This is a genomic window from Arthrobacter sunyaminii, assembly GCF_018866305.1.
Lineage (GTDB): Bacteria > Actinomycetota > Actinomycetes > Actinomycetales > Micrococcaceae > Arthrobacter_B > Arthrobacter_B sunyaminii.
Genome location: NZ_CP076456.1, coordinates 3,608,289 through 3,621,659, shown reverse-complemented (window position 1 = coordinate 3,621,659; position 13,371 = coordinate 3,608,289). Strand labels below are relative to the sequence as shown.

Genomic DNA, 13,371 nt, shown 5'->3' with positions numbered 1-13,371 from the left:
GTCCATGCTGTCAGTGCAGGACGGCCATCATCAGCGCAGTTCCCGGCCGGTACTTAAACAGTCCGGAGATCAACCATGGCAACATCCAAAAAACACCCGTCCACTCCTTTCCCGGGGCTAGCTGCCCCTGCCTCTTCCCTCACGTCCGTGTCTGCCGTCACCTCCGAGGTGCCGGTAACGGCAACAGTGAACATCGCCCCGGCAGCTGCAGCCAAGCTTGGTGCCGAAGGCGGAGATAAGCCGGTTCCCGGCACAGACACCGAGAGCGCCCTCCCCGGGTGGCAGAGCCTGGGCAAGGACCATAAGCCCACGCACAGCTTCGGGAAACAGGGGCGGAGGGAGAAAAAGGTCCGCTGGTAGCAGCACAGGGGCCCGGGCAACAGCCCGGCCCCTGTCCATGCCGGTGGGGCAGTGCCATCATGGACAGCCACAGCCACAGCCACAGCTAGCCGAAGAGGTTCCCATGCTGCTCAACGAGAAGAATGCCGTTATCTACGGAGGAGGCGGAGCGATTGGGGGAGCGGTGGCCCGGGCCTTCGCGAGGGAAGGGGCACGCGTTTTCCTGGCCGGCCGGCACCTTGAACCCCTGGAGAAGGTGGCCCGGGACATCCGGGCAAACGGAGGGCTGGCGGAATCCGCGCTGCTGGATGCCACCAACGGGCAGGCGGTGGATGACCACGCCAATGATGTCGCGGCTACGGCAGGGAGTCTGGACATCTCCATGAATGTAATTCAACACGGTGATGTGCAGGGCAAGCCGATGGTGGATATGTACGTGGAGGACTATCTGCGGCCGGTGTCCACGGCGGTGCAAACCATGTTTCTGACCTCGCGCGCCGCTGCCCGGCACATGATGCAGCAGCGTTCCGGCGTGATCCTGGCTTTCGGAGGTTCAGGCAACCCTTCGCCCGGCCTCTGGCTGGGCGGACTGATCACCGCCTTCGAGGCGATGGAAGCCATGCGGCGCCAGCTCGCGGTGGAGCTTGGGCCGCACGGCATCCGCGTTGTGACCCTGCGCAGCGGCGGCATCCCCGAGTCGCTGCCGCCGGATATGGAAGGGAGGCAGGACGTTGCCAACAGCATCGTCGACGCCACCCTGCTGCGGCGCGCGGCAACCCTGGAAGAGGTGGGCAATGCTGCAGCCTTTGCCGCTTCGGATAAAGCCGGAAGCATGACGGCCGCAACTTTGAATATCAGCGCCGGGGCGCTCATGGACCGCTAGCCGCATGCCTGTCCCCGCCGCGGTCATCCCGCTTCGGCAGGGAGCACCTGCCAAAGCCTGTATTCATCCGTATGGATCAGGGCCCGTCGCCCGGCATCAGTCCGGATCCAAACGGCGCCGAGTCCCGGCGCCAGATCCAGCACCTTTCCCCGGTGATGGACAACGCTGCGAATCATGGCTTCCACCTGATCCCCCCGCCGCAAATCATTGAGGTTGCGCACCCGGACCCGGTAGTGACTGGGAGAGCGGGACATGGCGGCTCCTCACGGCGGTGCTCATTCGGTGCGGATGTTTTCCGGTACCGGAATATTTCCACAGCCCTGCGGCAACGAGAAGATTCGGGCTACGCCGGAAGCTTCCAAATGGTGAAGTCCTCAACGCTGATTGCGGTGCGGATTCCTTCTTCGTCGCCGCGGATCCAGATGGTGCCCAGACCCGGAGCCGTTTCACGGACTTCTCCGCGGTAGTAAACCTGTTCGCCGCTGCGTACTTCAACATGATCTCCGCGGCGGATGGAGCGAATGTTTCGTACCCGCTTGGAGCGGGTGGTTGAGGGGTGGTGCGGTGCGCTGACAGCTGGCACGGGCTCTCTTTCGTTCGACTAGTTATGTCAACCAAGCGTCGGCAAGAAATATTCCTGCCCCGGCATGCGGATTTTGGGTACCACCCCTGACAGCGCCATTTATCCCTGCGTACGATCATGGGCATGGACATGGACATCGTGGATTTCCTGTTGACACGCTTTCAGGACGACGCCGCGGAGTCCCGGAAGCTCCTGACTGCCAGGGGCGTCGCGCCGTCTGACCGCTGGTACGAGGAACGGCTGCTGCGCGAGTGCGAAGCCAAGCTCATGCTGATCGACATCATCGGCGGTGCTCGGCGCAATGCCCTGGCACGGATGCTTCTGGATCCCGACGGCCAGGGCAAACTGTTCGCCGATGAGCTGGAGTGGACCTCGCTGGCGCTGGCCTCCATGGCTGCCGGCTACCAGGACCACCCCGATTATCAGGATGGTTGGCGGCTCACCGAAAAACGCAGCTGAGGGTAGCTGGTTCCACCCGGCTGGGCGAAGGGACCCCGGGACGCCTAGATTGGCTGACATGACTGAAGCGAATATCACAGGCGAACCAGCCGGCGAGACCGCACTCCTACAGGAGCTGGCCGAACATCATCATGTAGCAATTACGTTCAACGGCTGGGACGGAACCCGCCGCGAAGTTTCCGATGAGACCCTGAAAAAGGTGCTCGGCGCGTTGGGGGTGGCCACGGCAACGCGGGAGGACCTGTCGCAGTCATTGGCTTCGGCACGCCTGCAGGGGTGGCACCAAACACTGCCGGGCGCCGTCGTCGTGCGCGAACACCGCAGCCGGACAGTCCCCGTCCATTTGCCCGCCGGAGTGCACGCGGACGTGCGGATCGTGCTGGAGGACGGAAGCCGGCGTGAGCTGGAGTGGCCGGCGGTGCCCGGCGAGGAACTGGACGTTGACGGGACCCTCACCGGCCGCACCCTGATTCCGCTCCCGGAGGACCTTCCACTGGGCTGGCACCGGCTCGAAGTGACTGCCGGGCAGCGGCAGGCCGGCACCGTTCTCGTGGTCACGCCGGAACGGCTGACGACGACCGCCGGCCTTGACCGCCACCGGGCCTGGGGACTCATGGCCCAGCTCTACTCGGTACGCTCCTCCCGGTCCTGGGGCATCGGGGATCTGGGCGACCTCGCAGATCTCGCAGCGCTCTCCGGCGGACGCCACGGCGCCGGTTTCCTCCTGACCAATCCGCTGCATGCGGCGGAACCGGTTCCGCCGGTGGAACCCTCGCCGTACCTGCCCACCACACGCCGATTCTTTAACCCGCTCTACATTCGGGTGGAGGACATTCCCGAATACGGCTATCTTCCGGGGGCAGACCGTGCCCGGGTTGAGGAAGCTGCGCGGACCTTCGGGGCGGCCAACCACTCTGCCGAGAAATTGGACCGCAACGCGACCTACGCCGCCAAACTGGCCGCGCTGGAACTAATCTTTGCCGTGCCGCGAAGCATTGCGCGGCAGCAGCAGTTTGAGCGCTTCTGCACACTGGAGGGCAAGGGACTGCAGGATTTCGCCCTGTGGTGTGCGTTGTCCGAGAAGGTGCCGGCAGATGATCCCCAGTCGCAGCAGATTGCCAGTCCGGACAGCGAATGGGTCCGGGAGCACCGCTCCGCCTTCACGGAGCGCAGCCGGTTCCATCAGTGGCTGCAGTGGATCTGCGACCAGCAGCTGGAGACAGCCCAGAGTGCCGCCCGGAGCGCCGGCATGGAAATCGGCATTGTCCATGACCTGGCGGTGGGCGTGCACCCTGCCGGGGCAGATGCCTGGATACTGCGCCCGGTCCTGGCTCCCGGAGTGTCAGTGGGTGCTCCGCCGGACATGTTCAACCAGCAGGGCCAGGACTGGAGCCAGCCGCCGTGGCATCCCCGGCGCCTCGCGGACGCGGGCTACCTTCCCTACCGGGACATGTTGCGCACCATTCTCCGCCACGCAGGCGGCATCCGGGTTGACCACATCCTGGGCCTGTTCCGCCTGTGGTGGATTCCGCAGGGTTCGGGGCCCGGCGACGGCGCATACGTGCACTTCGACCACGAGGCGCTGATAGGAATCCTGGTCCTGGAAGCACAGCGCGCCGGTGCCGTGGTGATCGGCGAGGATTTGGGGGTGTTTGAGCCCTGGGTGCAGGAGTACCTCGCAGAGCGCGGCGTGCTCGGCACCTCCATCCTGTGGTTTGAGCACGGCGACGCCGGTCCCCGCCCGCCGGCGGAATACCGGAAGGGCGCCCTGACCTCCGTCAACACCCATGACCTGCCGCCCACGGCCGGTTACCTGGCCGGAGAACACGTGGACCTGCGAGAGTCCCTGGGGCTTTTGAACCGTCCGGTGGAGGAGGAGCGGGCAGCGGATGCTGCGGCCCGGGAATCCGTCCTGGAGCTGGTGCGCAGCGCCGGGCTGCTGCCTGCTGGAGCCAGCGGTACGGATAACGTCCAGCAGTCCGTGGAGGCACTGCACTCCTTCATCCTGCAGTCCCCGTCCGTGCTCATCGGCGTCGCGCTGGCTGATGCGGTGGGGGAGCGGCGCACCCAAAACCAGCCCGGCACCGGGGACGAGTATCCCAACTGGCGCATTCCGCTTTGCGGTCCGGACGGCAAAGCCGTTCTGCTTGATGATCTGCCGTCCAACGAGCGTTTCAACTCGCTGGCGGACCTGCTCAGGGACGCAATCTGACTTAGCTGTCCGGGGGAACGGCCGAAGAGGTGAGGAACACTTCTTCGGCCGTCCGGCCCGGTACAAAGTGCCGCGTACCGTGCTGATGGTTTCGGATCAGGACTCCAGCTTCATCGCCTTGCGCAGGGTCAACGCGCCGCCGCTCTGCATCACGGCCCGGCGGTAAATCTTCTCGCCGAAGCGCAGCAGTGCATAGGCCGCGGCCAGGGCGATCGCCAGCGACAGGAAGGTCTCCCACAGCGGCACGTCGCCGTTCAGCATCCGTACCGGCATCGCCACGGTGGAGATTACCGGGACGTAGGACGCCGCGACCAGCAACTGTCCCTTGGCGAACAGGCCCGCAAAGAGTGCCGCGATGATGATCGTGAGCACCGGCCCGGAGCTGTTGTTCAGATCCTCGGACCGCGAAGCCATGGAACCGATCATGGCCCAGAGGGAAGCGAGGATCAGGAAGCCGGCCAGGAAGAAGACCAGGAACCAGCCCGAGGCAGGAATGATGGTCCCGGCCAGTTCCGCAGTGTCTGTGAAGTTCAGGGCAAGCAGGGCGGCCCCGGCGTAGAGGGCCAGCTGGATCATGGCCAGGACGGTGTTGCCGGCCACCTTGCCGTAGAGCAGCTGCCGAATAGGAATGGCCGTGGCCAGAATCTCCACCACCCGGTTCTGCTTTTCCTCGAGGACCGAGGTGGCGATCGCCATCCCGAAGATGATCGCAGCCATGTAGAACAGGAACCCGAACACGAAGCCGGTGAACTGGGCCATGAACTGGTTTTCCGTGTTTCCGTCCAACAGGGCGGTCTGGAACTCGCTGCCTGCCAGCAGTGCCTCTGCGGTGGTCCCGGCGTAGCCGGCGTTGATCTCCAAGGTGTAGGCGCGCAGGGCGTCGGCGATGCCCTGCTGCAGGCCGCCGTCGAGTTCCTCGTTGCCGGTTAGCGTCCAGCCGTCGTAGCCCACCAGGAGTGCGGCGTCGGCCTCCCCGGAACGGACCAGTTCCTCGGCCTGCTCGGGCGAGTCCGCGAAGATCGCCTCAAAACTGGTGTTGCCGCCGTCGGCCTGGCCTGCTTCATTGGCGGCTTCAACAACTTCTTTGGCGGGATTCTCGAGGGCAGTGCTTTGCATCTCGGTCACCGCCACGGTGTATTCGTCGGCGCGGGTGCTCATGTAGGCGTTGAAGACCACGGTGCCCACAATCAGGACCAGCGTGACCAGGGTGGAGATCAGGTAGCTGCGGTCGCGGGCCTTGACCATGACCTCGCGGAGGGTGACGATCGCCCAGGGGGGCGTGGGGCGGGAAACGGAGCTCATACTGCGGTCACCTCACGGTAGATTTCGCTCAGGGACGGTCGGATAGGGGCGAACTCCTCCACGGAGCCGCGGGTGAGCGCGGTGGCAAGCAGGCGCTGCCGCGCGTCGTCGTCGTCGAATTCCAGGACGGCGGTGGGACCTGCAACGTCGAGGACGCGTATCCCCGGCTCGTCCCGCACCCAGCCGGCATCCGGGGAAACCGTAATGCGGTGCCGGTTGACTGCCCGGGCACGCAGGGCATCGCCCGTGCCTGAGGCAATCACCTTGCCCTGCTGCAGGACCACCATGCTGTCGCAGAGCCGGTCCACCAGATCCAGCTGATGGCTGGAAAAGAGCACCGGAACTCCGGCGGAGGTGCGCTCGCGCAGCAACTCCACCATGGAATCCACGGCCACCGGGTCCAAGCCCGAGAACGGCTCGTCCAGGATCAGCACGTTTGGCTTGTGCAGCAGCGAGGCGGCGATCTGCACCCGCTGCTGGTTGCCCAGGGACAGGGACTCCAGCTTGTCCTTGGTCCGGCCGCCGAGGCCGAACCGCTCCAGCAGGTCCATGGCGCCCTTGCGGGCCTGCGACTGGCTCATCCGGTGCAGCTGTCCGAGGTAGATCAGCTGATCCAGGATGGGCTGCTTGGGGTAGAGGCCGCGTTCCTCGGGCATGTACCCGAAGGTCGACCGGGCCAGGGCCGTCAGGGGAGCACCGTCGAGGAGCACATCGCCGGAGGTGGCGCTCAGGACCCCCATGATCATCCGCATGGTGGTGGTCTTGCCGGCACCGTTGGCGCCCACAAAACCGGTCATCTGGCCGGACGGAACATCAAAGCTGACGTTGTCGACCGCCACTTTGTCCCCGAATGTTCGGGTCAGGTTTTGCACCTGCAGCATGGTGGCTGCTCCTTTTCCCGGTCGCGCCGGGCATGGTGGGAATCTTCTCCCTTAACCCTAGGTGCGGCGGGAAGGCGGCGGATCGGCCGTGCGGGTGAACCGTTGCCGGCTAGGAGGAGCTGCGGACGGCGGGATCCGATGGGTTCTCCCCCGGAAGGATGAGACCGCTTTCATAGGCGAACACCACCGCCTGCACCCGGTCGCGGACCTGGATCTTGGCGAGCAGGTTGGAGATATGGGTCTTAACCGTCGCTTCGGCCAGGAACATCTCCCGGGCGATTTCAGCGTTGCTCCGGCCGGCGGCGATTTGGATGAGAACCTCGCGCTCGCGGGAGGTCAGGGTGTCCAGGAGCTTCTGCTGCTCCGTGGCGGGCGTGGCGGGCGTGGCGGGCGTGGCGGGAAGGGCCGTTCCGGCTGCCCTTGCCTCGGAGCCGGACTCAGCCTCGGACTCGGACTCGAGCGAGCGGGCGAACCGCTCGATCACGCGGATGGTGACTTCCGGAGCCAGCAGTGCGTGGCCGCAGGCGACGGCGTGCACTGCCGCCACCAGGTCATCGGGGTCCGCATTCTTCAGCAGGAAACCGCTCGCTCCGGCCCGGATGGCATCGAAGAGGTAATCCTCGCGTTCGAAAGTGGTCAGGATGATGACCTTGGCCGTGCCGGCGCGCACCACCTGTTCCGTGGCGCGGATTCCGTCCAGAACCGGCATCTGCACGTCCATCAGAATGACATCCACCGGGTTGGCGGCGGCAAATTCCACTGCTTCGGCGCCGTTGGCCACCTGACCCACCACATGGATCTCGTCCTCGACGGAGAGCATCATCGCGAAGCCGGCCCGCACCAGGGCCTGGTCATCAGCGAGCAGTACGTGAATTGGTTTCATGGTGTCCCTCATCCCCCGGCAACGAGCTTAGCGGGCTTTCCTCCCGCGGCACGGAATCTCAACGCTGTGTGAAGCGGACGCGTACCCGCCACCCGCCGCCGGGCCGGGGGCCAATCTCCGCAGTGCCGCCGTGCAGGGCCGCCCGCTCCCGGATTCCCCGCAGCCCGAATCCGGAGCCGGGCTGTCCGCCCGTCCGGGGAAGGCCGTCGTCGACCGTTTCCACCTCGAGCCAGCGCACGCCGTCGGTCGATCCGCTGCGCAGGGCAACGACGGCGGAACCGGCGGTGGAATGGCGGCGCACGTTGGCGAGGGATTCCTGAACGGTGCGGTAGACGGACAGGGCCAGCGGAGCCGCGACGGCGTCGAGCGCCCCCGGTGTGTCTTCCACCCGGGTGAAAGTCACCTGCAGTCCGTTGGCCAGATGTTCGGCCACCAGCGTATCCAGGTCCGCAAGGCCCGGTTCCGGCCGGCGAAGGGCGCCGTCGCCGGCGGGATCGGTCTCATCGCCGGCCCGCAGCACGCCCAGCAGGGAACGCATTTCCTGCACCGCCTCACGGCTTGAATCTTCAATGGTTTGCAGGGCGCCCGCAGCGGCTTCGGGTTTCTTCTCCATCACGCGCCGTGCCGCCCCGGCGTGCACGCCAATGACCGCGATATGGTGCGCGACGACGTCGTGCAGTTCCCGGGCGATCCGCAGCCGTTCATTCACCACCGCCTGGTGCGCCAGCTCCGCCGACTGGGCGCGCAGCTGCCCTGCCTGTTCTGCGAGACGTTCGCGCTGGTGCGCACTGCGCCAGGAGGTGAGGCCGAACAGGATGGCTCCGCCGAAAAAGGCGGCATTGATCAGGAATGAGTACACGGCGTAGGAGGCCAGGGGAGGCAATAGACCGCCGTAGGTTTCATCGCCTGCCGGGGCGTTCTCTTTGAGGTTTTCGAAAAAGGAGTCATAGGCGCTGGACACGGTGAAACCGAGGATCAACCACAGCGCCATTGCCGCGATCACCGCCGCCAGTGCCAGCCGAAGCATCCTCCGGTCCCGCGCCCAGGCCACGGCCGAGTAGATGGAGGCGAAATACGCGGCTTGAAAAGCGAGCTGGGTGCTGATGGCCGGCATATAGGTGCTCAGGAGAAAGAAAAGCAATGAGGACACCAGCAGGACGCTGATCGGGAGCCGGCGCCGTAGAGCCAGAGGCACCACCATCAGCGCCAGCACCAGATACTGGAGCCAGAACGGACGGTCCTCCCCGCCCACAGCGCCGAATCCGCGGCTGGTTTCAAGCGCAATTGCGGCAACCAGAATGACGGCGGCGGTTCCGATGACGTCCCGCCGCACCTGATCCGGCGTAGGCGCCGGACGTTCCCAGTCGTCGTCGTTCTTCTTCCGCAGCCGCTCCCGGACCCAACCGGTGCTTTGGGACGGGGCGGTCTCGCCTATGGTCGCGCTCTCGATCATGGAACACAGTCTAGGGCTGGACGGCATGTCTTCCGGGGCTAGGCGGGGTCAGCCTTTTCGGCATCGGAGTCATAGTACTTACTGCTGACGCCGTAGTCGGGGTCCAGCTTGGAGCGGGTCATCCGGTGGTCTTCGGGGTTCTTCATGCAGGGGCTGGTGATCACGACGCTCACATTCCGGCTGCCGTTAAGTTCGGCATGGTCGTAGCGCGCACTCAGCTGCAGGTCCTCGTGGTGATAGCGCATGACGTGGACATCGCCGTTGGTTTCCGGCGCGTTGCGCAACTCGTCGTCCTGGACCCACCCCCCTGTTTCGAGGTGGCTTTTCCATGCGTCCATGGCTCCCTGGGCTGACTCATGATCCGTGAATCTGCCTACCAGCCACCCCAGGGCGCGGGTCTGGGTATTCCAGTTGTCCTCCTGCAAGGGGTCAAGACAGGATTCTTCCTTGAGCTGCTGGACGGCAAGCGGCGACGCCTCGCCGCCGAGCGCCACGAGGTCCGGCAGGATGGTTTCCAGCTCGGGCAGCACCTGGGCGGCGGGACGCGAGGATGCGGTGGACGGATCGGGTGTTCCGGCTTCTGAAATCAAGGTGCAGCCTCCCAGGCTGAAGATCAACAGTGCGGCGGCCGCGAGACGCGGCGATTTCGAGGAACGTTCCTGCATCAGGGGCCTGCACTTTCCACGGGGACCGAGGGCATTTTCTCTCCCGCGTAATTCTGCGGTCTGGTTTGTAATGGACTGTACGTCCACATGCCGCCTTCATCCATGAAGGCTTCATCAGGAACGTACGGAAAAACGGCTTCATTGAGCACCACCCGGCGCATGTTCAGCATGGCCGTTGAGTCCGGTGAGAAGTATTCCTCGTGGCCCGAAACCAACGGGCCGCCCTGGGCGTGGTCTATGAACCCGGATTCCAGCCGCACCACATCCATCTGCTGCGGGTCTCCACCCTGGGGAATGCCGCCGAGGAGCTGCGCCAGCACGATGGGATCGTCCCGGGTCTGGATCCAATATCGGTGGGCTTCCCGGTTTCGGGTGTCTTCCACGCCGTCGACTTCGTTGCCGGCACCGGAAGGGGCGAGATAGATGATGTTGGTGGAATTGAGTCCTTCGCGTTCAGCGGTCCCCACAAGGGCGGCTCCGGCGCTGTACCCGATGTACGTGCTTCTCGTCTCCGGCGACAACTCAAGGTCAAGGGCTGCGTCGAAGCCGGCAAGCAGAGGTCCCCCGGTTTCGTTGTAGGAGCTGGACCTGTTATCCGGCACCTCGTTGGGAAGGTCGGTGCCCTGCCAGTAGAAGGAGACATCGTCCGCACCCCGGTCCGAGGTGATGTTGTCCAGCCGCAGGGCGTAATCCTCCAGAGCCGACAGGTCGCTGCTGGTGCCGGGGACCAGTATGGTGCTGGTTTTAGCGTGCTGCGACGGAGTGCCGTTCATGGTGACAATGCGGCCGTCTCCCTCCAAACCGACCATCACCACCTGCCGGTTACTCTCCACGGCATTGTCCAGGCCCGTCTTCTTTTTATTGAGTTCGTCCCAGACGGAGCGAAGCGAGGTGTACAGCGCCTGCTCCCCGGGGTTCTGCGCGAAGCTGCTCTTAACCGGTTCACCTCCCATGGCGGCCATCTGCCGGGTGACCTGTTCGCGCAACCCGGCAACCGTGACGATATTGGCAAAGGCGCGCTGTTCCATCGGTATGCCGTTCATGTTCCCGAACGTGCCGGGGTACAGGAGCAGCAGCCGCTTTTGTTCCAGGTCCGTCAGATTCAGCCAGGTCTCCCGGATCAGTGCGATGCCTTCCGGCGCCAGGGTTGCGGCGAGGCTGCCCCGCTCGCGCCGGTAACCGTAGCTGCTGACGTTGCCCATGGTCCGCTCGGGATCCCGACCGTGGTGGGGCATCTTGTTTGTCGCTAGGACAAGCGCCGCCTCCGGATTGACCTGGGCCCACTCGCGGAGCTCTTCAGCGTTCAGGTGAAGGATGGAGTCCACCACGGCTTCCGGATCGATTGCGCTGATGTTGTCCAGAGTGGAACTCAGATGAAACCAGTCAACCGAAGGGAGTGTCCGGCCGCCAATTGCGGCTGTTACCGGGAGTCCGTCTCCGGTGCCTCCCGTGATACCGGCGAGTTCTGCAGCGGTGCCCGCAGTAAGGCTGTTCCACCTGTCCCGCAGGGACCGAACCCGGTCATTGAAATCCGCCACGGCGCGTTCGGCGGAGTCCTGGTCCTCAGTGCTGGAGTCTTCCGCTTCGGCGGCCGTTCTCAGGAGTCCGGCGCGTTCGGCTTCGAGGGACTCCGATTCGCGCTGCAGCGGCCGCCCGGCCGCCGCAAAATCCTGCACGGCTGCGCACGCGGAGGACAGCGCCACGGCCCAATCGACTGTGGGATCACGCAGGTCCTTGAGCGCAGCGTAAACCCGGTCCTGGGTGCCGGGGTGGCGATATGCCTGCTGCAGCCCGTTCCAGGCAGCGGATGCAGCATCCAGGATGCTCGGGGTGGTCGACGCCTTGGCCCGCATGTCTTCCACCGCAACAGTGAGTTCCGCCCAGGGGACGTCGATGCGGAGAACCGGGTCGATGGATGCCATGGCGTCAGGCCACAGGAGTTTTCGGCCGGTGCCGGGGCACGGGGGCGGCAAAGTCCGTATTGATGCGGGCGAGAGCCTGATGGGCGCTGTCCGTCATCTCCTGGTTGGCCGCGACGAAGGCTTGGGCGGCTGAAGCGACGCTGTCTGCCTTGCGGAACACCAAGCTGGAAACCCGTTGTGCCACATCTTCCCGGGTTCTCCAGAAGTTGGTGAAGGCCTCCGCCACTTCCTGCGCCGTGCCGAACCCGGCCGCGGCGTCGTCGCCCGCCTGCCTGGCAGCGTTCGCTGACTCGTTCAGTGCCGTGCCCTCGACGGCAACGGCCATGAGCACAGCCTGTACGGCCGCTGTGTCAATGTCATAGTTCATGAGCTTGCCCCCTCGTGTGCCCAGACTCGTGTGCACAGAGTAGGCAGGGACGCTCCGTACCGGCAGCGTAATGCTGCCGGCTGTGGAAAACTTCCGCGGGTACTGTTCTCGTTCTGTTGCTTCCGGGACTGTCCCGGAGCCCTGCGGCGGCTGTGCCCTCAGCAACAGGGATGGTTTACTCCTTAGTAACACTCCTGCCGCTGCCGCGGCCGGGCATCAGCGCGGATGACAGGACTCAATGCATGTTTGTTTCTGAAGCACAGGCGATCCTCCCGGAACTTGTGGCGCTGCGGCGCGAACTCCATCAGGATCCGGAGACCGGACTCGACCTCCCGCGGACCCAGTCCCGCATCGTTGCTGCGCTGGAGGGCCTGGACCTGGAAATCACTCTGGGGTTGAAGGCCTCGTCCGTAGTCGCCGTGCTGCGCGGAGCCGAGCCGGGACCGGCCGTCCTGCTGCGCGGGGACATGGATGCGCTGCCGGTGACCGAACTGACGGACCTGGAATACGCCTCAACCAACGGAAACATGCACGCCTGCGGGCACGACCTGCATGTGGCAGGGCTGGTTGGCGCCGCAAAGCTGCTCTGCGCTCAGCAGCAGGACCTGGCCGGCAGCGTCATCTTCATGTTCCAGCCCGGAGAAGAAGGCCACAACGGAGCCAGCCTGATGATCGATGAGGGAGTGCTCGACGCCGCAGGAGAACGCCCCGTTGCCGCCTACGGGATCCACGTGCGTCCCGGTCCGCTGGGAGTTTTCCGCACCAAGCCGGGCACGCTGATGGCCGGAGCAAACGAGCTGCGCATTACGGTCAAAGGTTCAGGCGGCCACAGTTCCCAGCCGCAGACCGCCGTCGACCCCGTCCCTGCGCTCACGGAGATAGCCTCCGCGCTGCAGACCATGTCCACCCGCCGGTTCTCCGTCTTTGATCCGATTGTCCTCACCGTTACGCAGCTGGAGGCCGGGGACGCCATCAATGTCATTCCGGATACGGCCAGACTGGGCGCGTCCGTGCGCACACTGTCCGAGGAATCGCTGGACCGGGTGATCGTGGAGTCGAAGGCGCTCGCCGAAGGAATTGCTGCCGCGCACGGTTGCAGCGTCGACGTCGATTTCACCGTCCGCTATCCCGTCACCCGCAATGACGCCGGCCGCACCCGTGAGGCGCTCGCGGACCTCCGGGGGTTGTTCGGCGAGGACCGGGTGCTGGAGTCCCGGGATCCGCTGATGGGGTCCGAGGATTTCTCCCTGGTGCTGGACGAAATCCCCGGGACCTTCCTGTTCCTGGGTGCCACACCGCCGTCATTGGATCCCGCAACGGCGGCCTGGAACCACTCGCCGAGGGTGCTTTTCGATGACTCGGTGCTGGGTGACCAGGCCGCCGCACTGGCCCAGCTGGCCTACAACCGCCTGACGTAGGCTT

Annotated in this window: 14 protein-coding genes; 5 read left to right on the top strand and 9 right to left on the bottom strand. The window is 65.1% G+C overall.

Annotation, left to right across the window (positions count from 1 at the left end):
• Positions 1-75 precede the first annotated feature (75 nt).
• On the top strand, positions 76-360 hold the full coding sequence (locus KG104_RS16440) for a hypothetical protein (protein WP_104160183.1): 285 nt from the start codon (positions 76-78) through the stop codon (positions 358-360).
• A 103-nt stretch (positions 361-463) separates the two neighbouring features.
• The gene (locus KG104_RS16435) at positions 464-1,222 is read left to right on the top strand and encodes an SDR family NAD(P)-dependent oxidoreductase (protein WP_207347685.1); all 759 of its coding nucleotides are present in this window, start codon (positions 464-466) and stop codon (positions 1,220-1,222) included.
• 23 nt (positions 1,223-1,245) lie between these two features.
• Here KG104_RS16435 and KG104_RS16430 read toward each other — a convergent pair whose 3' ends face one another.
• Positions 1,246-1,476, bottom strand: a complete 231-nt coding sequence (locus KG104_RS16430) for a hypothetical protein (RefSeq protein WP_104053216.1) — start codon at positions 1,474-1,476, stop codon at positions 1,246-1,248.
• Between the two features lie 89 nt (positions 1,477-1,565).
• Positions 1,566-1,805: a hypothetical protein gene (locus KG104_RS16425; RefSeq protein WP_104053215.1), complete on the bottom strand. Its 240-nt coding sequence runs from the start codon at positions 1,803-1,805 to the stop codon at positions 1,566-1,568.
• A 123-nt stretch (positions 1,806-1,928) separates the two neighbouring features.
• Here KG104_RS16425 and KG104_RS16420 point away from each other — a divergent pair, with 123 nt between their 5' ends.
• The gene (locus KG104_RS16420; RefSeq protein ID WP_104102068.1) at positions 1,929-2,264 is read left to right on the top strand and encodes a DUF6221 family protein; all 336 of its coding nucleotides are present in this window, start codon (positions 1,929-1,931) and stop codon (positions 2,262-2,264) included.
• A gap of 58 nt (positions 2,265-2,322) precedes the next feature.
• Positions 2,323-4,476, top strand: a complete 2,154-nt coding sequence (gene malQ, locus KG104_RS16415; RefSeq protein WP_237687083.1) for a 4-alpha-glucanotransferase — start codon at positions 2,323-2,325, stop codon at positions 4,474-4,476.
• A gap of 96 nt (positions 4,477-4,572) precedes the next feature.
• Here the strand turns inward: malQ and KG104_RS16410 are convergent, their stop codons facing one another.
• The 7 genes from KG104_RS16410 to KG104_RS16380 form a co-directional block, all read right to left on the bottom strand.
• Positions 4,573-5,778, bottom strand: coding sequence for an ABC transporter permease (locus KG104_RS16410; RefSeq protein WP_207347687.1), 1,206 nt, complete (start codon positions 5,776-5,778; stop codon positions 4,573-4,575).
• Positions 5,775-6,659: an ABC transporter ATP-binding protein gene (locus tag KG104_RS16405; RefSeq protein ID WP_207347688.1), complete on the bottom strand. Its 885-nt coding sequence runs from the start codon at positions 6,657-6,659 to the stop codon at positions 5,775-5,777. Before KG104_RS16405 ends, KG104_RS16410 begins: the two co-directional genes overlap by 4 nt.
• Positions 6,660-6,768: 109 nt before the next feature.
• Positions 6,769-7,542, bottom strand: a complete 774-nt coding sequence (locus tag KG104_RS16400; protein WP_207347689.1) for a response regulator transcription factor — start codon at positions 7,540-7,542, stop codon at positions 6,769-6,771.
• Between the two features lie 58 nt (positions 7,543-7,600).
• A complete protein-coding gene (locus KG104_RS16395; protein WP_207347690.1) occupies positions 7,601-8,995 on the bottom strand; it encodes a sensor histidine kinase in 1,395 nt (464 codons plus the stop codon).
• A gap of 38 nt (positions 8,996-9,033) precedes the next feature.
• Positions 9,034-9,660: a hypothetical protein gene (locus tag KG104_RS16390; RefSeq protein ID WP_207347691.1), complete on the bottom strand. Its 627-nt coding sequence runs from the start codon at positions 9,658-9,660 to the stop codon at positions 9,034-9,036.
• On the bottom strand, positions 9,660-11,582 hold the full coding sequence (locus KG104_RS16385) for a hypothetical protein (RefSeq protein ID WP_207347692.1): 1,923 nt from the start codon (positions 11,580-11,582) through the stop codon (positions 9,660-9,662). The genes KG104_RS16390 and KG104_RS16385 overlap by 1 nt, the downstream gene beginning before the upstream one ends.
• 4 nt (positions 11,583-11,586) lie before the next feature.
• On the bottom strand, positions 11,587-11,949 hold the full coding sequence (locus tag KG104_RS16380) for a DUF6507 family protein (protein ID WP_207347693.1): 363 nt from the start codon (positions 11,947-11,949) through the stop codon (positions 11,587-11,589).
• A 242-nt stretch (positions 11,950-12,191) separates the two neighbouring features.
• Between KG104_RS16380 and KG104_RS16375 the strand changes: the two genes are divergently transcribed.
• Positions 12,192-13,367, top strand: coding sequence for a M20 metallopeptidase family protein (locus tag KG104_RS16375; protein WP_207347694.1), 1,176 nt, complete (start codon positions 12,192-12,194; stop codon positions 13,365-13,367).
• The last annotated feature ends 4 nt before the right edge of the window (positions 13,368-13,371 follow it).